General features: G+C 41.5%; 17 protein-coding genes. 8 read left to right on the top strand and 9 right to left on the bottom strand.

Annotation, left to right across the window (positions count from 1 at the left end):
* Together aceF and lpdA are read left to right on the top strand one after the other, a co-directional pair.
* On the top strand, positions 1-1,878 hold the full coding sequence (gene aceF, locus IUZ65_RS13750; protein WP_195704258.1) for a pyruvate dehydrogenase complex dihydrolipoyllysine-residue acetyltransferase: 1,878 nt from the start codon (positions 1-3) through the stop codon (positions 1,876-1,878).
* A 268-nt stretch (positions 1,879-2,146) separates the two neighbouring features.
* The gene (gene lpdA, locus IUZ65_RS13745; protein ID WP_195704257.1) at positions 2,147-3,571 is read left to right on the top strand and encodes a dihydrolipoyl dehydrogenase; all 1,425 of its coding nucleotides are present in this window, start codon (positions 2,147-2,149) and stop codon (positions 3,569-3,571) included.
* A 104-nt stretch (positions 3,572-3,675) separates the two neighbouring features.
* Here lpdA and IUZ65_RS13740 read toward each other — a convergent pair whose 3' ends face one another.
* A complete protein-coding gene (locus IUZ65_RS13740; protein WP_195704256.1) occupies positions 3,676-4,287 on the bottom strand; it encodes a TetR/AcrR family transcriptional regulator in 612 nt (203 codons plus the stop codon).
* Positions 4,288-4,631: 344 nt separating this feature from the next.
* Here IUZ65_RS13740 and hpt point away from each other — a divergent pair, with 344 nt between their 5' ends.
* Entirely contained in the window at positions 4,632-5,162 is a 531-nt protein-coding gene (gene hpt, locus IUZ65_RS13735) for a hypoxanthine phosphoribosyltransferase (RefSeq protein WP_195704255.1), read from the top strand.
* A 94-nt stretch (positions 5,163-5,256) separates the two neighbouring features.
* On the opposite strand, the gene can is transcribed toward hpt, so the two are convergent.
* The gene (can, locus tag IUZ65_RS13730; RefSeq protein WP_195704254.1) at positions 5,257-5,913 is read right to left on the bottom strand and encodes a carbonate dehydratase; all 657 of its coding nucleotides are present in this window, start codon (positions 5,911-5,913) and stop codon (positions 5,257-5,259) included.
* A 261-nt stretch (positions 5,914-6,174) separates the two neighbouring features.
* Between can and IUZ65_RS13725 the strand changes: the two genes are divergently transcribed.
* Together IUZ65_RS13725 and IUZ65_RS13720 are read left to right on the top strand one after the other, a co-directional pair.
* The gene (locus tag IUZ65_RS13725) at positions 6,175-7,092 is read left to right on the top strand and encodes an ABC transporter ATP-binding protein (protein ID WP_195704253.1); all 918 of its coding nucleotides are present in this window, start codon (positions 6,175-6,177) and stop codon (positions 7,090-7,092) included.
* A 6-nt stretch (positions 7,093-7,098) separates the two neighbouring features.
* Positions 7,099-7,869, top strand: coding sequence for an ABC transporter permease (locus tag IUZ65_RS13720; protein WP_195704252.1), 771 nt, complete (start codon positions 7,099-7,101; stop codon positions 7,867-7,869).
* A gap of 119 nt (positions 7,870-7,988) precedes the next feature.
* On the opposite strand, the gene panC is transcribed toward IUZ65_RS13720, so the two are convergent.
* The 7 genes from panC to sfsA form a co-directional block, all read right to left on the bottom strand.
* Positions 7,989-8,861 (bottom strand): pantoate--beta-alanine ligase, encoded by an 873-nt coding sequence (panC, locus tag IUZ65_RS13715; RefSeq protein ID WP_195704251.1) that lies wholly within the window; start codon positions 8,859-8,861, stop codon positions 7,989-7,991.
* 11 nt (positions 8,862-8,872) lie between these two features.
* Positions 8,873-9,667 carry a 3-methyl-2-oxobutanoate hydroxymethyltransferase gene (gene panB / locus IUZ65_RS13710; RefSeq protein WP_195704250.1) on the bottom strand — a complete coding sequence of 265 codons (795 nt, stop codon included), beginning with the start codon at positions 9,665-9,667 and terminating at the stop codon, positions 8,873-8,875.
* A gap of 29 nt (positions 9,668-9,696) precedes the next feature.
* Positions 9,697-10,179, bottom strand: coding sequence for a 2-amino-4-hydroxy-6-hydroxymethyldihydropteridine diphosphokinase (folK, locus tag IUZ65_RS13705; RefSeq protein ID WP_195704249.1), 483 nt, complete (start codon positions 10,177-10,179; stop codon positions 9,697-9,699).
* Complete coding sequence (gene pcnB / locus IUZ65_RS13700) at positions 10,179-11,489, bottom strand: polynucleotide adenylyltransferase PcnB (RefSeq protein WP_195705123.1); 1,311 nt, start codon at positions 11,487-11,489, stop codon at positions 10,179-10,181. Before pcnB ends, folK begins: the two co-directional genes overlap by 1 nt.
* 137 nt (positions 11,490-11,626) lie before the next feature.
* Positions 11,627-12,517, bottom strand: coding sequence for a tRNA glutamyl-Q(34) synthetase GluQRS (gene gluQRS / locus IUZ65_RS13695; protein ID WP_195704248.1), 891 nt, complete (start codon positions 12,515-12,517; stop codon positions 11,627-11,629).
* A 74-nt stretch (positions 12,518-12,591) separates the two neighbouring features.
* On the bottom strand, positions 12,592-13,035 hold the full coding sequence (gene dksA, locus IUZ65_RS13690; protein WP_195704247.1) for an RNA polymerase-binding protein DksA: 444 nt from the start codon (positions 13,033-13,035) through the stop codon (positions 12,592-12,594).
* 136 nt (positions 13,036-13,171) lie between these two features.
* Complete coding sequence (gene sfsA / locus IUZ65_RS13685) at positions 13,172-13,879, bottom strand: DNA/RNA nuclease SfsA (protein ID WP_195704246.1); 708 nt, start codon at positions 13,877-13,879, stop codon at positions 13,172-13,174.
* A gap of 55 nt (positions 13,880-13,934) precedes the next feature.
* On the opposite strand from sfsA, the gene hrpB reads away from it, so the two are divergent.
* From hrpB to IUZ65_RS13670, 3 genes are all read left to right on the top strand, one after another.
* Positions 13,935-16,400: an ATP-dependent helicase HrpB gene (gene hrpB / locus IUZ65_RS13680; RefSeq protein WP_195704245.1), complete on the top strand. Its 2,466-nt coding sequence runs from the start codon at positions 13,935-13,937 to the stop codon at positions 16,398-16,400.
* Positions 16,397-18,787 (top strand): penicillin-binding protein 1B, encoded by a 2,391-nt coding sequence (gene mrcB, locus IUZ65_RS13675; protein WP_195704244.1) that lies wholly within the window; start codon positions 16,397-16,399, stop codon positions 18,785-18,787. The genes hrpB and mrcB overlap by 4 nt, the downstream gene beginning before the upstream one ends.
* A 110-nt stretch (positions 18,788-18,897) precedes the next feature.
* A complete protein-coding gene (locus IUZ65_RS13670; RefSeq protein ID WP_195705122.1) occupies positions 18,898-21,201 on the top strand; it encodes a patatin-like phospholipase family protein in 2,304 nt (767 codons plus the stop codon).
* Positions 21,202-21,264: the final 63 nt, after the last annotated feature.

The raw sequence follows: 21,264 nt of genomic DNA, 5'->3' as shown, positions 1-21,264 counted from the left end.
ATGGCAATCGAAATTAATGTACCGGATATAGGTGCGGATGAGGTTGAAGTTACTGAGATTCTTGTCAGCGTAGGCGACAAGGTTGAAGAAGAGCAATCTCTTATCAGCGTTGAAGGCGACAAAGCTTCAATGGAAGTTCCTGCGTCACAAGCGGGAATTGTAAAAGAGATTAAAGTTGCTGAAGGCGACAAGGTAACGACGGGCGCATTGATAATGATCTTTGAAGCCGCTGATAATGGAACAGTTTCAGCTCCGGTTCCAGAACCTGAAGTAGCCTCAACGGTTGCTGCAGTCGTCTCTCTAAAAGAGATCACCGTACCGGATATCGGTGGTGATGAAGTTGAAGTCACTGAAATAATGGTTGCTGTCGGCGATGTTATCGATGAAGAGCAATCACTTATTACTGTTGAAGGCGATAAAGCTTCAATGGAAGTACCAGCTCCATTCTCTGGTACGTTGAAAGACATCAAGATAACTGAAGGCGACAAAGTTACCACGGGTTCACTTATCATGGTTTTTGAAGTGACAGAAGGCGGAGCGGCACCAGTTGCCACAATAACGCCGACTGAGTCAGTGCAAGCTGTCGCTGAGCGTAAAGAGATCAAGGTACCTGATATTGGTGGTGATGAGGTTGAAGTCACTGAGATCATGGTCGCAGTGGGTGATGCTATTGAAGAAGAGCAATCACTTATTACCGTTGAGGGCGACAAAGCCTCAATGGAAGTGCCTGCCCCGTTTGCTGGTGTTTTAAAAGAAATCAAGATCACAGAAGGCGATAAAGTTACTTCTGGTTCTTTGATTATGATATTTGAAACGATGTCTGCAGGCACGCCAGTAGCCGCAGTAACTGCAGCCGCACCTTCAGTAGCCGCTCCCGCAACTAAACCAGAAGCACCTAAAGCCGCCGCATCACAAGCGCCAACAACGGGTGAGTTTGAGGTTAATAATGACTATTCGCATGCGTCTCCCGTGGTTCGTCGTATCGCACGTGAGTTCGGTGTCAATCTAGCGAAAGTTAAGGGAACGGGTCGTAAGAGCCGTATCCTTAAAGAAGATGTTCAAAGCTACGTTAAAGAAGCATTGAAACGTCTTGAATCTGGTGCCGCCGCCGCAGGTAAAGGCGATGGTAGTGCACTTGGCTTACTTCCTTGGCCGAAGATTGATTTTAGTAAGTTTGGTGATGTCGAGACTAAACCGCTATCACGAATTCAGAAGATTTCTGGTGCGAATCTCCACCGTAACTGGGTAATGATTCCACATGTTACACAGTGGGATAATGCTGATATTACTGAACTAGAAAAATTCCGTAAAGAGCAAAATGCAGTAGAAGCGAAGAAAGATTCGGGTGTTAAGATTACGCCTCTCGTGTTTATCATGAAGGCGGTTGCGAAGGCGCTTGAAGCATTCCCGACATTTAACTCTTCATTGAGTGAAGATGGTGAAAGCTTAATACTGAAGAAATACGTTAATGTAGGTATCGCGGTTGATACTCCAAATGGCTTAGTGGTTCCGGTATTCAAAGACGTGAATAAGAAAGGCATTTATGAGCTTTCTGACGAGCTAATGGCTGTATCGAAGAAGGCGCGTACGGGCAAACTTACTGCAGCGGATATGCAAGGTGGTTGTTTCACCATTTCAAGTTTAGGTGGTATCGGCGGAACAGCGTTCACTCCAATAGTGAATGCGCCTGAAGTCGCTATTTTAGGCGTATCTAAGTCTGAGATGAAGCCTGTTTGGAACGGTCAAGACTTTGTGCCGCGTTTACAATTACCTTTATCGCTCTCCTACGATCACCGAGTGGTTGATGGAGCAGAAGGTGCTCGATTCATTACTTATCTAAATGGTTGTCTATCGGATATCCGTCGATTAGTACTGTAGTAAAAATGAAAGGTGGCGATGTAGCCACCTTTCTTGTTTTATAATTTCATATCATTCTGGTTAGTTTCGAGTATGGTATTTATAAATTAACGACAATAATTTCATTGATACGGCATTGCTGTTAATGGAATTGTTGTACAGCTCACAGGCTAAATGGAATTTCTTTTCACTTCGTTAACAAGTTTGTAAACTGTTGGGGTCTGAAAGAAAAAGAAGTTAACAATTATCGACTTTAGCCTGTTAGGGATAATGACTACAAGAGGTCACAATGAGCAAAGAAATTAAAGCCCAAGTCGTCGTACTTGGTGCCGGTCCTGGTGGATACTCCGCTGCATTCCGTTGTGCAGACTTAGGTTTGGAAACCGTACTTATCGAGCGCTATAGCACACTAGGTGGTGTATGTCTGAATGTTGGGTGTATTCCATCAAAAGCATTGCTGCACGTAGCGAAAGTAATTGAAGAAGCTAAAGCCCTAGCTGAACACGGTATCGTGTTTGGTGAGCCACAAACTGATATAGATAAAATACGTCTGTGGAAAGACAAAGTGGTTGGACAGCTAACCAACGGTATCGCTGGTATGGCTAAAATGCGTAAGGTTACTGTTGTTAATGGTTACGGAAAATTTACCAGCCCGAACTCTATTGAGGTTGACGGTGAAGACGGTAAAACAACGGTAAACTTTGACAACGCGATTGTTGCCGCTGGCTCTCGTCCAATTAAGCTGCCGTTTATTCCACATGAAGATCCACGTATTTGGGATTCTACGGATGCTCTAGAACTGAAAGAAGTACCTGGAAAACTACTCATTATGGGCGGTGGTATCATTGGCCTAGAAATGGGTACGGCATATCATTCTTTAGGTTCTAAGATCGACGTTGTAGAAATGTTTGATCAACTTATTCCTGCGGCGGATAAAGATATCGTCAAGGTGTACACCAAACGAATTAAAAACAAATTCAATTTGATGCTGGAAACTAAAGTAACAGCAGTTGAAGCGAAAGAAGATGGTATCTACGTTACGATGGAAGGCAAAAAAGCGCCTGTGGAACCAGAGCGTTATGATGCAGTACTCGTTGCGATTGGTCGAGTACCAAATGGTAAGCTTCTTGATGCGGAAAAAGCAGGTTTAGAAGTAGATGACCGCGGCTTTATTAATGTTGATAAGCAGATGCGTACAAACGTACCTCATATCCATGCTATTGGTGATATTGTAGGCCAACCAATGCTTGCTCACAAAGGTGTGCATGAAGGGCATGTTGCTGCTGAAGTTATTTCTGGTAAGAAACATTACTTTGATCCTAAGGTCATTCCTTCTATTGCTTATACTGAACCAGAGGTTGCTTGGGTTGGTAAAACAGAAAAAGAAGCAAAAGAAGAAGGAATAAATTACGAAGTAGCCTCTTTTCCTTGGACTGCTTCGGGTCGTGCAATTGCATCTGATTGTTCAGATGGTATGACTAAACTTATTTTTGATAAAGTATCTCATCGCGTGATTGGTGGCGCTATTGTTGGTACTAATGGTGGCGAGCTATTGGGTGAAATAGGTCTAGCAATCGAGATGGGTTGTGATGCTGAAGATATTGCATTAACCATTCACGCACACCCAACCTTACATGAATCTGTAGGGCTTGCTGCGGAAGTATTTGAAGGTACAATTACCGATCTTCCAAACAGAAAAGCGAAGAAGAAGTAATTATATTTTCTTGAAAAAACCGCCTTTATTGGCGGTTTTTTATTGCCATAAAAAAGCGATGGTCGCCCATCGCTTTTTGTTTATTGCCAATTAACGTTATTATTTTAATCTTCTTTATAGATACAAAGCATATTCAAAAAACTATCGGTGAACTGGTCAAGATGTTGTTTATCATTGTTACGATTCGCTTCCAAATAGATAGCGTAACAGATGGCATGAAACATTTTAGCCAGGTTTTCAGGTTTTTGATTTTCACATATCTCCCCACGTTCAATAGACTGGGAAAACATGTTTTCTACTAATAGTCGACTGTTTTTATTGAGAGAAACATAAAGCGGCCACACTTCATCGCGAGCTGATGCACTCCACTCAAACCACACTTTTAACCAGTGCTCATTTTGTAATACCAGTTCACACATATTATCTGCTGTGTTTTTAAGATTTTCTTTAGCATGTAAAGAAGTGTCTATATTCTCATTGAGAAAAGCAGAAAACTGACGAACAACATGGTGTAATACCTCGTCGACGAGGTCTTCTCTTGTAGGGAAATAATTGAAAACCGTAGCAACTGAAACTTGTGCAATTTCAGCTATATCGGCGTGGCCACCACGGCCTATACCACGACGGGCAAAAACGTCTAATGCAATATCCATTAATTGCAATTTACGTTTTTGCGGGGACAAACGAGTCCGAGGATGTTTCTTTATCATGTCCATAACGGGTTTACCTTGCCAAATCGTTGATTATCTAATTTATACTTATTATGATTGTTTATATTGCTTAATGAGTGTACAAGTGCATATAAATGCGGTCAATTTATACAGTTAACAATTATGTCACTAATTTGAGATTCCCCCACAAAACAGAATGAAATCTTATATTTCATTTACATTAATGATGTAAATGTTATTAGTGATAGTCGGGTTAGAACTTATAGAGCTAAGCCGGAGATCATCACTAGAACTTAGTTAGCAACCACCACTAGAGTAATGTTAGAATACGGCAAGATTTTTAGTGGTATATTTAGCGTTTATAGCTTAACCAGATAATTGAGAAGAGAATGAAACATACAGTTGAAGTGATGATCTCTGAAGAAGAGGTTCGACAGCGTGTCCAAGAGCTTGGTAAGCAGATTACGGAACATTATGGCGATTCCGAAAACTTAGTAATGGTTGGACTCTTAAGAGGCTCTTTCGTTTTTATGGCCGATCTTGCGCGAGCAATTAAGATCAATCACTCAGTTGATTTTATGACGGCCTCGAGCTACGGAAACACGATGGAAAGCTCTCGTGATGTACGTATTTTAAAAGATTTAGATGATGACATTAAAGGTAAGGATGTACTGCTGGTTGAAGATATTATCGATACTGGCAATACATTGAGCAAAGTGTGCGAAATATTGTCGATACGTGAGCCTAACTCAATTGAGATTTGTACGCTATTAGACAAACCTTCACGCAGAGAAGTAGATGTGTCGGTTAAATGGATAGGGTTTGCGATACCAGACGAGTTTGTTGTTGGTGTCGGTATCGATTACGCGCAAAAGTATCGTCACTTACCTTACATTGGTAAAGTAGTACCTCAAGAATAAATCCAAAAAAGGAGCGCATTTATGGGCTCCTTTTTATTCGGGTATTTTTCAGTTTATCGCGTTTTTTATTGAGTTATAGACCAGAAAATATTGGCTATATTTCACCGTGACTAGTCAGTTTAGATATTGCACCTTGGTAGGCAATTTCTAAAGATTCTCTGCTGTGGCTTCGCATACCTAGATCTTTTAGCTTTCCATCATCGATACCATAAATGACACCGTGAAGATCTATCTGTTGACCTCTCTCCCAAGCGTTCTGCAATATGGTTGAATTACCCAAGTTATACACTTGCTCGGCTACATTGACCTCACAAAGCTTGTTACCCCATTGCTCTCGAGGATATTCGCCTAACCAATTGCGGTGTTTAAGGTAGATATCTCGAACGTGTAGTATCCAATTGTTAATAAGACCTAATGGTGTGTTGTCTATGGATGCGTTGACACCACCGCAACCGTAGTGACCACAAACGATAACATGTTTTACTTTTAATACATCGACGGCGTACTGAACGACTGAAAGGCAGTTTAGATCGGTATGAATCACCTGATTTGCAACATTACGGTGAACAAAAAGCTCGCCGGAATCTAATCCTGTCAGTAATTCTGCTGGCACACGACTATCCGAACACCCAATCCATAGATAATCTGGACTTTGTCTTTCTACTAATTTAGTGAAATATTCAGGACTCTCTGAGGTCATCCGATTTGACCATTCAGCATTTTTTTCAAATAGTTCTTTTATATGTGGCATTTATGTTCCCTCTGTATTTTACATACTATACACATGCTACTGAATTGGTTCCCATAATAGTTAATGCTTTTTTACATTTACATTACTGGTAAGAGTAGTTGTTGGCGTTTAATAGGCTATTTCACACAAGGCACTTTTATTTAGATGATTCTAATAAATAAATGTTGTTTTTATATGGATTAGCCCCCATTTAGTTTTACTGTCACTCTGTATTTATCGTCTCCATACGAAGCTGCAAGGCCACTAAATAAGATCATAACTATGTACGCACTAGAAATAAAAGATTTGAGAAAGACCTATTCAGGTGGTTTTGAAGCACTGAAAGGGATCAGTTTACAGGTCAAAAAAGGCGATTTTTACGCGCTCTTAGGTCCTAATGGAGCGGGTAAGTCCACAACTATTGGTATTATCTCTTCTTTAGTAAACAAAACATCTGGGGAGGTAAAGGTTTTTGGCAACAATATGGACACTCACCTAGAGCAAGCAAAACAGCACCTCGGCCTTGTACCGCAAGAATTTAATTTTAATCAGTTTGAAACCGTTGAGCAGATAGTTATACAGCAAGCGGGTTACTATGGCGTGTCAAAAGAATTAGCCAAAGATAGGGCAAAGAAGTGCCTTACCCAACTTGATCTTTGGGAAAAGCGGTCAGAGCGAGCACGTAACCTTTCTGGTGGTATGAAACGACGTTTAATGATCGCCCGTGCTCTGATGCATGAACCCAAACTGCTTATTTTAGATGAGCCTACCGCGGGTGTGGACATAGAATTACGTCGTTCTATGTGGCATTTTCTTAAAAAAATAAATGCGGAAGGAATCACGATTATACTGACTACTCACTACTTAGAAGAAGCGGAGATGTTGTGCCGAAATATCGGCATTATTAATCGCGGTGAGTTAATCGAAAATACAACAATGAAAGAGTTACTCAACAAGCTGGATGTTGAAACGTTTATTCTTGATTTGGATGAAGGTAGTTCTAAACCTGAGCTTACTGGTGTGAATTCTATGACTCATCATAATGACTCTCTAGAAATTGAGATAGACAAGACACAAGGTTTGAATTTTGTCTTTAGTCAATTAACTGAGCAAGGCATCAATGTTTTATCGATGCGAAACAAAGCGAACCGGCTAGAAGAGCTATTTGTGAGTATTGTTCGAGAACAGAGCGGGAAATAATTAATTATGTATCAAATTTACTGGACAGCTTTTAAGAGCTTATTATCGAAAGAGATCAATCGCTTTATGCGTATCTGGGTACAAACGCTCGTACCGCCTGCGATTACAATGACACTCTACTTCATCATTTTTGGCAATCTCATTGGTTCTCGAATTGGAGAGATGAATGGTTTCAGCTATATGGAATATATCGTTCCTGGTTTGATCATGATGTCGGTTATCACCAACTCATATTCTAATGTTGCCTCTTCTTTTTATAGTTCCAAATTCCAAAAGAATATCGAAGAGTTACTGGTCGCTCCTGTCCCTAATTACGTCATTATTATCGGCTTTGTTATGGGCGGGGTGACTAGAGGATTAGCCGTAGGCGCGATTGTAACGGTTGTCTCTTTATTCTTTGTCGACTTGCAGGTCGAGCATTGGGGGATCATTATTGCGACAGTCTTTATGACGTCTGTTGTCTTTTCTTTGGGCGGCTTAATTAACGCTATCTTTGCCAAAACCTTTGACGATATATCGATAATCCCAACGTTTATTCTGACACCTCTAACTTATTTAGGTGGTGTATTTTATTCGATCAACCTGTTACCAGAATTTTGGCAAGGGGTCTCAAAGATTAATCCCATTGTATATATGGTTAATGCCTTTCGATATGGTTTCTTAGGTGTATCTGACGTAGGGATTGTGACCTCTTTTACCGTACTTATTGCTTTTGTCGTCGCGTTGTACGCTATAGCACATTACTTAGTAACGAAAGGTATTGGACTTAGATCTTAGGGTATCGGTTACGATTGGATATAAAAATAGCTATCAGTGACTGTTGATAGCTATTTTTATTTATCGATATTGGTAATAGAAACGACGAAATCAAATACAATTTTAACGCATCATTGGTATTACTCTTGCTCTTTTTCTTCCGCAACTAACTCAAGTACCTGGTTATCAATTAATCTTGCTTTACCTAAGAAAGCAGATATCAATATAACGGCTTGAGATGTCTCTTCACCAATAATCAAAAGCGATTTCGCATCACGAATGAATATTTCATCTGGGCGTAGACCAGCGGCTCTTAGTTGGTCTTCTGCATCTTCAATGACTGAGTCGTAATCGTTTCTGCCTCCTCGAATTTGGCTGCTTATCCAACGCATTGTTCTTGCTAATACGGGAGCACGCTGACGTTCATCCATAGTGAGAAGTGCGTTGCGAGAACTCATCGCTAATCCATCTAATTCTCTAACGGTTTGCACACCGATAATCTCGGTGCCCAAGCAAAGGTCTTCGGTCATTTGTTTAATAACAGCAAGCTGTTGGAAATCTTTTTCACCAAAACAGGCAAAATCGGGTCTAACGATATTAAATAACTTGGTGACTATCGTCGCCACACCGCGGAAGTGACCGGGACGAGAAATACCTTCAAGCATATGTGATAACTTAGGTACTTCGACGAAGGTTTGTTTATCTAAACCCTCTGGATACATCACTTCAGGGGGGGGGGTAAACACGAGTTCGACACCCTCGCCATTCAGTTTACTTAAGTCCTTGTCCAAGGTGCGAGGATAATTATTTAGATCATCTGCTCGTTCAAACTGCATTGGGTTAACAAAAATGCTCACCACAACAACATCAGCATATTCCTTTGCTTTACGTACTAGAGTTAAGTGCCCTTCATGAAGGTTGCCCATTGTAGGGACAAAGGCAATGGTTCTACCGTCACGTTTCAGAAGAGTAATTTGCTCTCGAAGAGAGGAAATATCTGAGATAGTTTGCATTATATTGTTCCTCAAGCGATGGTGTGGTCAGAACCAGGGAAAGTACCATCTTGTACTTCTGAGATATAGAGAGACACCGCCTTACGAATGTCTCCTGTTTTAGCTAAGAAGTTTTTAGAGAACTTAGGCATATAATTAGCGGAGATGCCGAACATATCGTGCATTACCAAAATTTGACCATCGGTATCGCTTCCCGCGCCAATGCCGATAACAGGCACGTCAACGGCTTGGGTGATTCTTTTTGCTAATTCAGCAGGTACACATTCTAAAAGAACAATTTGAGCGCCTGCTTCTTGCATTGAAATAGCATCACGAACCATTTGATCCGCCTTTTTTTGATCTCTACCTTGAACTTTATAGCCACCAAAAACATTGACAGATTGAGGTGTTAGCCCCAAATGAGCGCATACAGGAACGGCACGGTCGGTTAAATACTTAACCGTGTCAACTAACCAGTCGCCACCCTCTAACTTAACCATGTTAGCACCCGCTTGCATTAGTTTTGCAGCATTTTGGCCCGCTTGTTCAGGCGTTGCATAACTCATAAATGGCATGTCGGTCATCAGTAGGCTGTTTGGGCTTCCCGCACGCACACTACGGGTATGGTAAGCCATATCATCGATGGTGACAGGTAAGGTACTATCTTGCCCTTGGAGTACCATCCCCAAAGAGTCACCAACAAGCAGTACTGGCATTTCTTGTTGTTCAAAAAGTTGAGAAAAGCTTGCATCATATGCAGTTGATGAAGCAAATTTACGACCCTCTCTTTTCCAAGTGATGAGATCGTTAATAGTGATTTTTTTCATGTGTAATCCTTTTCAGATGGAATGGACTATTATTGCCAAACATTTAGGCCATTTTTATCTACTTGAAGTAGTAGATTTGATAGCTCGGTTCCATCTGGAAGCTTCAAATTTGGTGCGATTTCTGCGAGCGGATAGAGAACAAATTCTCTCTCTTTCATTCCATAATGAGGAACAGTAAGGCGCTCGGAATTTATCGTTGAGTTGCCATAAAGTAGAATGTCTAAATCTAAGGTACGAGACCCCCAGCGTTCATCTTTACGTACGCGACCATGCTCTAGCTCAATCGCTTGTGTTGCGTTGAGTAGCTCTATGGGCGTCAACTCTGTTGTTATCGCCGCAACAGCATTAATATAGTCAGGCTGATTTTGTGGTCCCATAGGAGCACTATTATACAATGATGATGCCAGTATAAATTGGGTCTTTGGCAAATTTTTCAATGCTTCTATTGCATTTTTTGTTTGATTGACAGGATCATTTAGATTGCTGCCAATCGCAATGTAGACCGTTATCATTACTCTGGTTTACTTTTCTTGTTGCGATAGTTCTTACGGCGACGAAAGCTTGGTTTGTCGTCTCCTAATTCGTTACTCATTGTCTGGCGTGTATTCCGTCCTGAGTTTTGGTAGGTCTGCCACCATTTAGCGAGTTCTTTTGCCTCACCCTGCTCGACTTCACCACGCATCTCTAAAAAGTCAAATCCTGCACGGAACTTGTTAAGTTCCATAAGGCGTGTTGCTCTCTTGCCGCTTCTTCTTGGTAGTCTTAGCTGAAGCTGCCAAATTTCTCTGATCGTTGCGGTATGCCTTCTTGGTATCGCAATACTTTTTACTTGTTGATCCAATACAACATTGCTTGCTTCCATGATGGCATCGTAATACGCGAGGCCTTTTTCTGCCATCATCTGGCGTGCGACTCGGTTAAGTGGATACCAAAGTAGGGCTGCAAACATAAAGGCAGGATTAATTCGTTTACCTTCATTGATTCGCTTGTCTGTCGAGTCTAGAACAAGTTCAATCATGTGCTCAGTTTCAGAGTCACCTTCGTCAGTAAATTCTTCTGCAACAAGTGGAAAGAGCGCTTTAAAGAGATCGTAATCTCTCATTAATAAATAGGTTTCGAAACCTTGCCCAGATTGAAGGAGCTTGAGTGATTCTTCAAAAAGACGAGCAGATGGAATGTCTTCGAGCAAATAGGCTAGATCGAGGATAGGATCTGCGGTAGTCTCGCAAATATCCATATCTAACTTGGCAGCGAAACGTACTGCTCTCAGCATTCGAACGGGATCTTCACGGTATCGTGTTTCAGGATCTCCGATAAGACGGATCAATCCATCATCGAGATCTTCTTTACCGCCGGCGAAATCTTGAATACTGAAGTCGGCAATACTGTAATACATGGCATTGACTGTAAAATCTCGACGCTCAGCATCTTCTTCAATGGTCCCGTATACATTATCTCGGAGTAACATGCCCTCGTCAGATTGCGCCGATACATTTTTAGCTGGCTCTTGATGATGCCCACGAAATGTTGCGACTTCGATAATCTCGCGGCCAAACATAATATGAGCTAGGCGAAATCTTCGACCAATCAGGCGGCAGTTTTTAAATAATGCGCGAATCTCTTCTGGAGTGGCATTTGTGGCAATGTCAAAGTCTTTTGGTTTATGACCTAAAAGTAAATCTCTTACACCACCACCAACTAAGAATGCATCAAATCCGGCATTGTTAAGGCGATAGAGCACCTTTAATGCACTGTCACTAATGTCTTTACGGGAAACTCCGTGCTCATTTCGATTGATAATGTTCAGCTTGATTTCTCCAATATATTAATTGTTAGTTGGATGGTTTTGTCTGCCAATAGTTATATATTTCATTGTTTGCCAGTTGGCATTCATAGTCAAATTAAGCAATTCTAATTTGACCTTCATGTGCTAATGCCAAAAACGGTGCTAATAATAGCCTACGGAGCACCATTTGAGAATGGTGTTGTGATCTTGGTCTCCGGTGGCAGTACGTTAACTGACCAGTTTGAGCATCCCCATGTCAAAATATCATCCAATGTTGCCTCTTGAACCTCTTGAGGAATAACAAAACCTAAAAATTGCATTGCCTGAATAAGAGTAGGCGTTGGTTGTTGCAAATTAATGGCTCTCGCATGATTTTGTTTGGACAGTTTATGCCCAAATTCATCAATCGCCAATGGTAGATGAAAATAACTAATTGGCGTCGTGTTTAGAAGCCGATAAAGACCAATTTGGCGTCCCGTTGGTTCGATGAGGTCTGAACCTCTAACTACTTCGGTAATACCTTGCTCTATGTCATCGAGCACAACCGCTAAATTATATGCAAATAATCCGTCTCGACGTTTGATTATGAAGTCTTCAGAAGCTAACGCATCAGGGATATCTATCTTACCTCGAACAGAATCGACAAAATACGTTATTGGGTCATCCACTCGTATTCGTACAGCGCACTCTTTCTGTGTGGTTATTTTTTTGTCCCGGCAGGTTCCAAGATAAAAACCACCTTGGGCTTTGATTTTTTTCCTACTGCATTGGCAATAATAGGCCTGCCCAGTGGCTAACCATTCATCAATCTTTTGTTGGTATGTGTTGTGACGTTGACTTTGATACATCACTTCTCCATCCCAATAGAGATGGTATGCTTCGAGTGTCTTTAGGATATGGGTGGCGGCGCCAGGTATCTCTCTTGGCGGGTCGAGATCTTCCATTCTAACCAACCATGTTCCGCTGTTCGACTTGGCTTGGAAATAACTGCCAAGAGCCGCAACAAGTGATCCAAAATGTAACGAACCTGAAGGTGATGGAGCGAAACGACCTATATATCTCATAATTAAATCAGTATTAACTCGGTATAGTAAAAGAAAAAAGGGAGCCAAGGCTCCCTTTAGTTTTTACTCTTAGATTAACCTTGCATCTGTCTTTCTTTCATTTCCGCAAGGGTTTTACAATCGATACAAAGATCGGCTGTTGGGCGAGCCTCTAATCGACGAATACCGATTTCAACACCGCAAGACTCACAGAATCCAAAATCATCTTCTTCGATCTTATTGAGCGTCTTTTCAATTTTTTTGATTAAACGACGTTCACGATCTCGGTTACGCAATTCAAGACTGAATTCTTCTTCTTGTGATGCTCTATCAACTGGATCTGGAAAGTTAGCGGCTTCATCCTGCATGTGGTGCACAGTCCGTTCAACTTCATCTCTAAGTTGGTCACGCCAAGCTCCTAAGATCTTGGAAAAATGATCCATCTGTTCTGGTGACATGTACTCTTCACCAGCTTTTTTTTGGTAAGGCTCAACGCCTGCTATGGCTAGGATGCCTAGCGCTTTTTTCTTTTCTGGCATACCACGTCTCCTACTTACACCAACATCAACTGACTTGTAGTTAATTTTAGGCGGGTATCTATAGCAGAAAGAAAAGCTGGAAGCAAATTAAGAAATTTCATAATTGCCTTCTGTGTGAGGTCTGCATCATTTTTTATTAATCGATAAACTCGATAGAAGAAACGAGGCGAATCTCACGGCTTGATAATTCTGCTTTATAACAGAGTATTTCAACACCAGCTTCTTTTGCTTGTTTTAGTAATTGTGAATAATTTGCATCTATATGGTGTGCAACGGACACTTTTTCAATGCCTGAATGTAAAACAGCGAAAAAAAGTACCGCCCTGTTACCACAATTAACCATTTCTGTGAGCTCACGCAGATGCTTCTGACCGCGAGTTGTCACGGAATCAGGAAAGTACCCTTGTCCACTATTTTCTAGTAACGTGACGCTTTTTACTTCTACGTAACAAGGGGCTTTTCCCTTACCTTCAAGATAAATGTCTACACGGCTGTTTTCACTGCCATACTTAACTTCTGTACTCAATTTATCGTAGTCTAAAAGCTCCAAAATGACATTGGTATTGATTGCTTCAACCACAAGATTATTTGCTCTAGCGGTATTTACGCAAATATTTTCACCACTCGCGTTCTGACTGAGTTCCCAACTATTTGGATATTTTCGCTTCGGATTGTCAGAAGTTGAATACCAAATGATATTTCCTGCGTCAGCACAGCCCGTCATCGCCCCAGTGTTTGCGCAGTGTATGGTTCGAATTTCTCCTGATGGAAGTTCTATGTCAGCCAAAAAGCGCTTGTAGCGTCTGATTAATGTGGCAGATTCTAGCTTAGGTTCAAAGTGCATCTTTTCACTGTTTTCATTACAATCTCGTTTAACTAGTAAATCATAAGGTTTCACCTTGCCACAACTACCAATTGAAACTGTTATTTCAGATCTGTTAACTCATGTCGAAAAGAGTGACCAAATCATCCTTAAAGCTCAACCAGGTGCAGGAAAATCAACCTATTTCCCACTTCAGCTGATTAAACATAAGGTAATTAAAGGTAAAATAATCATGCTGGAACCTAGACGTCTAGCGGCGAGAAATATCGCTTATTTTTTAGCAAAGCAGCTTGGTGAGAATGTAGGGGAACAAGTCGGGTTTCGCGTAAAAGGTGAAACAAAGGTGAGTTCGAATACCAAACTTGAAATAGTGACCGAAGGAGTCATGACTCGTATGCTTCAGTCTGACCCTGAGCTTTCAGGTGTCGATCTACTAATATTTGACGAATTTCATGAAAGAAGTATTCATGCTGACACCTCTCTTGCTTTTGCACTAGAGGTGCAAGAGGCGTTGAGGGATGACCTTAAAATTGTCGTGATGTCAGCAACGCTAGATCAGCAGGCGTTACAGAACCTCCTTCCTCGAGCTGCGTATATTGAATCTGACGGAAGAGGCTTCCCAATTCACTATCGCTATTCGCCACTGCGTGTCAATGAGCGCTTGATTCCGAGTATGACCAAAGCCATTTTGCATGCAGTGCGAAATGAACAAGGCTCCATTTTAGTTTTCCTCCCAAGTTCTGGGGCCATTAAGCAGTTAGCGTTAGAGCTTGGAACTCTGGATGAAAAAACGCAGGTCTATCCTCTTTACGGACGATTAACGTTTCAACAGCAAGAGCAGGCAATTGCGCCGAGCCCCAAGGGACACCGGAAAATTGTGCTCGCGACGAATATTGCCGAAACATCGTTAACAATTGAAGGCATACGTATCGTTATCGACTCAGGTCTTGAGAGAGTGGCTAAATTTGATTTAAGGACTGGAGTTACGAAATTAGAAGAGGCTAAAATTGCACAATCTTCTGCTATACAAAGAGCGGGAAGAGCCGGCCGTCTTGAAGATGGCATCTGTATTCGTTTATATAGCGAAGATCAATTTAAACAGTTTGCTTTAGTACCAGAACCAGAGATACGGCATAGTGATCTTTCGTCGCTATGCTTGGAGTTGGTCCAATGGGGAACCACAAAAGCGGATGAACTTCATTGGTTAGATACGCCTCTGACAACAAGCCTAGAACAAGGCTTTACGTTACTTGAAAAGTTAGGGCTGGTGTCCGATACACGACAGTTAACATCACTTGGTAAGTCTGCCCAAAAACTCGGAATTGACCCCAGACTTGCTGCGATGTTAGTTAAAATACATCAAATGAATGAAACTTTGCTGCCTACGGCATTGGCTTTAATTCCGATTGTGGAAGAGTCGACACAGGTGAATGTAGATATCGCTCAATCACTGTATGCGCTAAAGCATAGAAAAAATAGGTCGCAAAGTGTCATTGAACGCAGAGCAAGGCAACTAGCTGAAAAAATGGGTACTAGTTTCTCTCTATCTTGTATAAAAGAAGAGGAAGCTGGGCTTTGCCTAGCTCTGGCGTATCCAGAACGAATTGCTCAACAAAGAAAAGGACAGGATGGACAGTTCCTGTTGGCCAATGGACATGGGGCCTCTATTGATGATTTGGAACCCCTGTCTACGAACGAGTATGTTGTTGTCGTTAACCTAATGCGAAGCTGGCAGGATACGAGTAGGGTATTTGTAGGTGCAAATTTAAACATAGATGAATTACATCAATTTAATCCATCTATCTTTGATTCTATTGAGTGTATAGATTGGGACGAAAATAAAGGGCAACTTGTCGCCGAAAAGCATTTGAAACTTGGAAAGTTGATCATAAAAAAAGAAGTACTTCCGAAAACAAATGCAGAAAAAATGACACAAGCTCTACTTAATTTTGTTCGTCGAAAAGGACTTTCGTGCTTGAATTGGACACCAGGTAGTCTGGCTCTCTTAGAACGAATGCGTTGCGCTTCAGATTGGTTCAGCGAGAAATCGTGGCCGGACTTAACAGAAGATGGCTTGGTCGATCATTTGGACAAATGGATAGAGCCATTCATGGTTGGAAAAGTGAGCGTAAAGAGTCTTGAACGTATAGACCTCTCTCAGGCCTTACTGGCATATCTTGGTTGGCCTTTGAATAAAGAGATCGATGGTTTATTGCCGGTGTACTATCAAGTTCCAACAGGAAGCAATAAGAAAATAATTTATAAAGCAGGAGCAGAACCCATGGTATCGGTTCGTATGCAGGAAGTGTTTGGTGAGAAAACATCACCACTAATAGCCGATGGACGAAAACGGATAGTATTGGAGTTGCTGTCACCTGCTCATCGTCCACTGCAGATAACATCAGATTTGGCTGGTTTTTGGATGGGAAGTTATAAAGAAGTGCAAAAAGAGATGAAGGGAAGATACCCTAAACACCCTTGGCCTGACGATCCTGCCAATCACATTGCGACAACTAAAACTAAACGACAATTAAAGTCATGATAAATAAAAAAGAAACAGTTTCTAAAAAAACAATAACGACGAAAAAAGCCGCACCGAAAAAGAAGGTGCCGACTAAGCGACCTGTCGCAAAAAAATCGTCAAGTAGAACCACTAAAGGAAAACCAACCAAACGAGGTTGGTTAAGATATTTGTGGAGCTTAGCGTGGAAGGTATCGGTTGCCGGTGGCGCAATAATTGTGTTTGTCGGCATTTATTTTGATTCTGTAGTAAAAGAGCGCTTCGAAGGACAACTTTTTGATCTGCCTACGGTTGTTTATGCTCGTGTGTTACATCTGTCTCCCGGGATGGAATTTAGCATCAAGGAGATGAAACAAGAGTTGGATGCGTTAGCTTATAAAAAAGTTCGAAGTCCTAGGCATGCGGGGGAGTACTCTGCGTCATCGACAAAAGTAGAAATGATTCGTCGCCCATTTGATTTTGAAGACGGGCCTCAGCCTGATAGGCACGTGATGCTTCATTTTGATAATTTGGGGCTTAATCGAATTCAATCATTAGAGCAAAAGGGTGATCTTGGCTTTTTACGAATAGAACCTAAGATGCTTGGAATGTTAGAAAAAGAGGTGAATGAAACTCGCCTCTATTTGAAACGCAATCAGTTCCCTGAATTTTTAGTTGATGCATTATTAACGACAGAGGATAGAGATTTTTATCAACACGATGGAGTATCGCCGACCTCTATACTACGAGCCCTAGTCGCGAATGTTAAAGCTGGACGAACCGTTCAGGGCGGGAGTACGTTAACCCAACAGTTAGCCAAAAACCTTTTTTTAACAAGAGAAAAAACGATTTGGCGCAAAGTTCGTGAAGCGTATATTGCGTTAATTCTTGACTACCGTTATGACAAAGATAGGATATTGGAAGCGTATCTAAATGAGGTTTATCTAGGACAAAGTGGTGGACTTGCAGTACACGGTTTTGGTTTGGCATCTCGTCTTTATTTTGGCGTTCCGGTACAAGAGCTCAGATATGACCAGCTTGCTCTCCTTGTCGGTATGGTAAAGGGCCCATCTTACTATAATCCAATAAAAAACCCTGAGCGTGCTAAAAAGCGAAGAGACCTTGTCCTGAGACTGATGATGCAACAGGATTATGTGACTGCTAGTCAATATAATCAAGCGGTTAGCCGTAATTTAGATATCCAAGACAATCCTAGAATTGCAAGTCGGCAACCCGCTTATTTTCAACAACTCAAGAACGAACTAGCGAAAAAACTGGGCGGAGAGTTTACTACATTTGCGGGGTTGACCCTATTTACTACCTTAGACCCTGTTTCTCAAACTATGTTAGAGAAAGCGATTGAGAGAAAACTCCCAGACTTGGAAAAGAAGAATGGAGTTGGACTTGAGGCTGCTGCTATTGCCGTCGACAGAAAAACGGGTGAAATTAGAGCTATGGTGGGAGGGAAAAGGACTGGGTATGACGGCTTTAATAGAGTTTTAAATGCGAGTCGACAAATTGGTTCTCTTGTAAAACCGGCGGTGTATTTAACCGCGTTATCTTACCCTGATGAATATACTCTTGCGACAACGTTAAAAGATGAACCAATACAACTGAAAGGCAGCAAAGGCACGATATGGAAACCGAAAAATTTCGATAACAAATTCCGAGGTTCAGTCCCGCTCTATCAAGCCATGGCTAAATCGATTAATATTCCAACAGTAAGGTTGGGACTTAAGTTAGGCATTCCTAAGGTGACAGATACTCTAGCAGCATTGGGTGTTGATAGAAAAGAGATCCGGCCCGTACCTTCTATGTTTTTAGGTTCATTTTCTCTGACACCTTATCAGGTTGCTCAGATGTACCAAACAATAACAAACTCTGGTCAACGAGCACCGCTTAGTGCTTTACGGGTAGTAAAAGACCTGGATGATGAGATACATTATCAGTCAATGCCAAGGAAACAGATTACCATTGATGAACAAGCCGCATGGTTAACAACCTATGTTATGAAGAAGGCTGTATTAGAAGGTACCGGAAGATATCTACAGAATCAGTTTAGCTGGGCAGGTTTAGCTGGAAAAACAGGTACGAGTAATGACAGTAGAGACAGTTGGTTTGTGGGCGTTGATGGCCGAGAAGTTGTGACTTTATGGGTAGGAAGGGACGATAATAAACCCACAAAACTGACGGGTTCTACTGGTGCATTACGAGTATATAACGAGTATTTATCTTTCAGAATACCACAACGATTGCAGCTACCTTGGCCAAAAGGAGTGACGACAATGGGCTATGCTAAGCAGAAAAATGGCGGTCTAAAATTGGAGTGTGGGAATGCGTTTAAACTGCCCGTGTGGGATGCAAGTGGTACATTGAAAAAATCGTGTGAGAGCTCCCCTACACAGTGGCTAAAGAATCTTTTTGATTAACAATGGGATGCTTTATAGTCATTGTATTATCTGTTTGATTTTTCCGATATGTAAAAGGATTTAATGTGGAAAATGTACGCCTGTTTTGTTGTTCTATCATTGTTACTGTGATGAGTTCGATTTTCTCACCGTTGGCATTAGCCAAAGGTGAGAGTATGCCAGCATCAAATGAGGACACCACAGGTAAAGTTAAACGTCCCACCATCGCCGTTGTATTAGCCGGAGGTGGCGCAAAAGGTGCCGCGCACATCGGTGTACTTAAAGCTCTGGAAGAAATGCATATACCAGTAGATATTATTACTGGTACGAGTATGGGCGCGTATGTTGGTGGACTCTACGCGACAGGCATGAGTGCAGATGAGATCGAATCGCTTATCTATTCAACAGAATGGAACAGCGGTTATCGAGATAGGGTTGATCGAAGCGAAAGAAGAGTCATAGAAAAAATTCATGAAGATCACTATCAGATTAATGCTGACCTAGGTGTTGGTTTTGGAGAGTTTCGCTCCCCAAAAGGTGTTGTTCAGGGGCAGGGGATGATGGAGATACTGAGAGAAACCTCCGGTAATCTGCCTAAATTTGACTCTTTTGATCAACTGCCTCTTAAGTATCGTGCCGTGGCCACCGATATCGTTAAACTAGAAGAAGTAGTTATTGATAAAGGTTTATTAACCGATGCAATGATGGCAAGTATGTCCGTACCAGGGGCGTTGCCTCCTTATGAAATAGATGGAAAGTTACTCGTTGATGGTGGTGTGACTAACAACATGCCAATTGGTCTTGCAAAAGCGATGGGTGCAGATATCGTTATCGCCGTCGATATTAGCAGCGAATATTATAATGAAGACGAGATAGAAAATTTTGTCGCAGTTGGTGGCCAACTTTCAAACTACCTTGTCCGACGGACAACGGATGAACAGATAAAATTATTGACCGAGCAAGATACATTGTTAAGTCCTTCTGTTGGCAACATGGATACGATGGAATTTGATAAAATGCCGGAGGCTTATATCCGAGGCTATGACATTGCCTTCAAGGAAAAAGAGAAGCTGTCTCGTTATTCAATATCCACGTCTCAGTACCAAAACTATATTGACGAAAAAGAAGAGGCTAGACGAACGCTGACTTATGGTGATGAACTGGTCATTGATCGTATTACCCTTAATAATAATTCACATTACGATGATCGTTTGGTTCTCAACAGACTCGGTATTCAAACGGGTGAAAAGATACCAACAGAAGTAATGGAGAAAAAAGTTCGTAATCTTTATGCCCTAGACCGATTTGAAACGGTCACCTATCATTTTGAAACAGACAACGATGAAACCAATTTAGTTGTTGATATAAAAGAGAAAGGGTGGGGTCCTAATTATATGAATTTCCGCTTTTTCCTAGAAGAAGATTTCACTTCCGATAGTCAATATTCTCTTGGTGTGTCGACCAATTTTACTGGTTTGAATAGTGCGGGTGCCGAGTTAAAGCTTAATTTGGACTTAGGAACAGATAGAAGAATCGCCTTGGTATGGACATCTCCGTTTCTGTTTAATCCTAATATAATAAGCTTAGCTAGCGTTACGTATAGTAAAGATAAAAAAAACACACCCGTAGAGGGGTTTGGATCGGGCAGTTCTTTAGATATGACAGAGAACTCACTATCGACGACTTATACTGATTTGACGCTTGAAGCCGCATTAGGGTATCAGCCTAAATTTTGGCATTCTACTTATGTTGGCTTTCGATATATAGATGGTGAAGCCAACCTAACGACACTGCCTGTTTTTGGTGACGTTAACTACACTCGCCAAGGCCCTTTTGCTCGTTTTCGACTGGACACATTGGATGATTATAGCCTACCCACTTCCGGTTTTCTTATTGATTTAGAATATTTTATCTCTGATGACAGCGTACGTGGACGTTCCATATCGGACACTGGTGGAGGTGATGTAATTGAATACAGCAATGATACGGTTCATGAGATTTCAACCAAAGTACGTGGTGCATTTAGTATTGATAAGCACACCTTTGTTGCGGGTCTCGAATATGGCTTAGTTGAGGATAAAACGGGCAACAATCCACCTATCCAGCCTAAAGAACTCGGTGGTTTTTTACGACTATCTGGTGTCTCTAGAGACAGTTTAGTGGGGGAAAATCTACTTTTTAGCAGTATCGTTTATCGATATAAATGGTTTGAGAATGATTTTGGCCTATTTACGGCGCCTGTCTACTTTGGCGCGTCCCTAGAATATGGCGGAGTGTGGTCAGATACCGACATCTCTTTTTCTGATGCGCCTCTTTATACCGCAGGATCTGTGTTTGCTGGTGTTGCGTCTCCCATAGGACCAATTGTGTTTGCATATGGTTTGACAGAAGATAATTACCAGTCGTATTACTTGATTGTGGGCCATACATATTGATGTTGTATTGCCCTTTAAAGATTAAAGTTTGTTAATGATTTTTAGTAGAACTTTAGTCGTAAG

This window comes from Vibrio sp. VB16, assembly GCF_015594925.2.
Taxonomy (GTDB): Bacteria; Pseudomonadota; Gammaproteobacteria; order Enterobacterales; family Vibrionaceae; genus Vibrio.
Note: the sequence above shows the minus strand (reverse complement) of the source record. Positions and strands in the feature narration are given on the sequence as shown.

What these genes read in the sequence shown, in the direction of transcription:
- sfsA (WP_195704246.1), bottom strand. Translation starts at nt 13,879, where the DNA reads ATGCACTTTGAACCTAAGCTAGAATCTGCCACATTAATCAGACGCTAC.
- folK (WP_195704249.1), bottom strand. Translation starts at nt 10,179, where the DNA reads ATGATAACGGTCTACATTGCGATTGGCAGCAATCTAAATGATCCTGTC.
- hpt (WP_195704255.1), top strand. Translation starts at nt 4,632, where the DNA reads ATGAAACATACAGTTGAAGTGATGATCTCTGAAGAAGAGGTTCGACAG.
- can (WP_195704254.1), bottom strand. Translation starts at nt 5,913, where the DNA reads ATGCCACATATAAAAGAACTATTTGAAAAAAATGCTGAATGGTCAAAT.
- mrcB (WP_195704244.1), top strand. Translation starts at nt 16,397, where the DNA reads ATGATAAATAAAAAAGAAACAGTTTCTAAAAAAACAATAACGACGAAA.
- IUZ65_RS13725 (WP_195704253.1), top strand. Translation starts at nt 6,175, where the DNA reads ATGTACGCACTAGAAATAAAAGATTTGAGAAAGACCTATTCAGGTGGT.
- gluQRS (WP_195704248.1), bottom strand. Translation starts at nt 12,517, where the DNA reads ATGAGATATATAGGTCGTTTCGCTCCATCACCTTCAGGTTCGTTACAT.
- dksA (WP_195704247.1), bottom strand. Translation starts at nt 13,035, where the DNA reads ATGCCAGAAAAGAAAAAAGCGCTAGGCATCCTAGCCATAGCAGGCGTT.
- IUZ65_RS13720 (WP_195704252.1), top strand. Translation starts at nt 7,099, where the DNA reads ATGTATCAAATTTACTGGACAGCTTTTAAGAGCTTATTATCGAAAGAG.
- aceF (WP_195704258.1), top strand. Translation starts at nt 1, where the DNA reads ATGGCAATCGAAATTAATGTACCGGATATAGGTGCGGATGAGGTTGAA.
- lpdA (WP_195704257.1), top strand. Translation starts at nt 2,147, where the DNA reads ATGAGCAAAGAAATTAAAGCCCAAGTCGTCGTACTTGGTGCCGGTCCT.
- panC (WP_195704251.1), bottom strand. Translation starts at nt 8,861, where the DNA reads ATGCAAACTATCTCAGATATTTCCTCTCTTCGAGAGCAAATTACTCTT.
- panB (WP_195704250.1), bottom strand. Translation starts at nt 9,667, where the DNA reads ATGAAAAAAATCACTATTAACGATCTCATCACTTGGAAAAGAGAGGGT.
- IUZ65_RS13670 (WP_195705122.1), top strand. Translation starts at nt 18,898, where the DNA reads ATGAGTTCGATTTTCTCACCGTTGGCATTAGCCAAAGGTGAGAGTATG.
- IUZ65_RS13740 (WP_195704256.1), bottom strand. Translation starts at nt 4,287, where the DNA reads ATGGACATGATAAAGAAACATCCTCGGACTCGTTTGTCCCCGCAAAAA.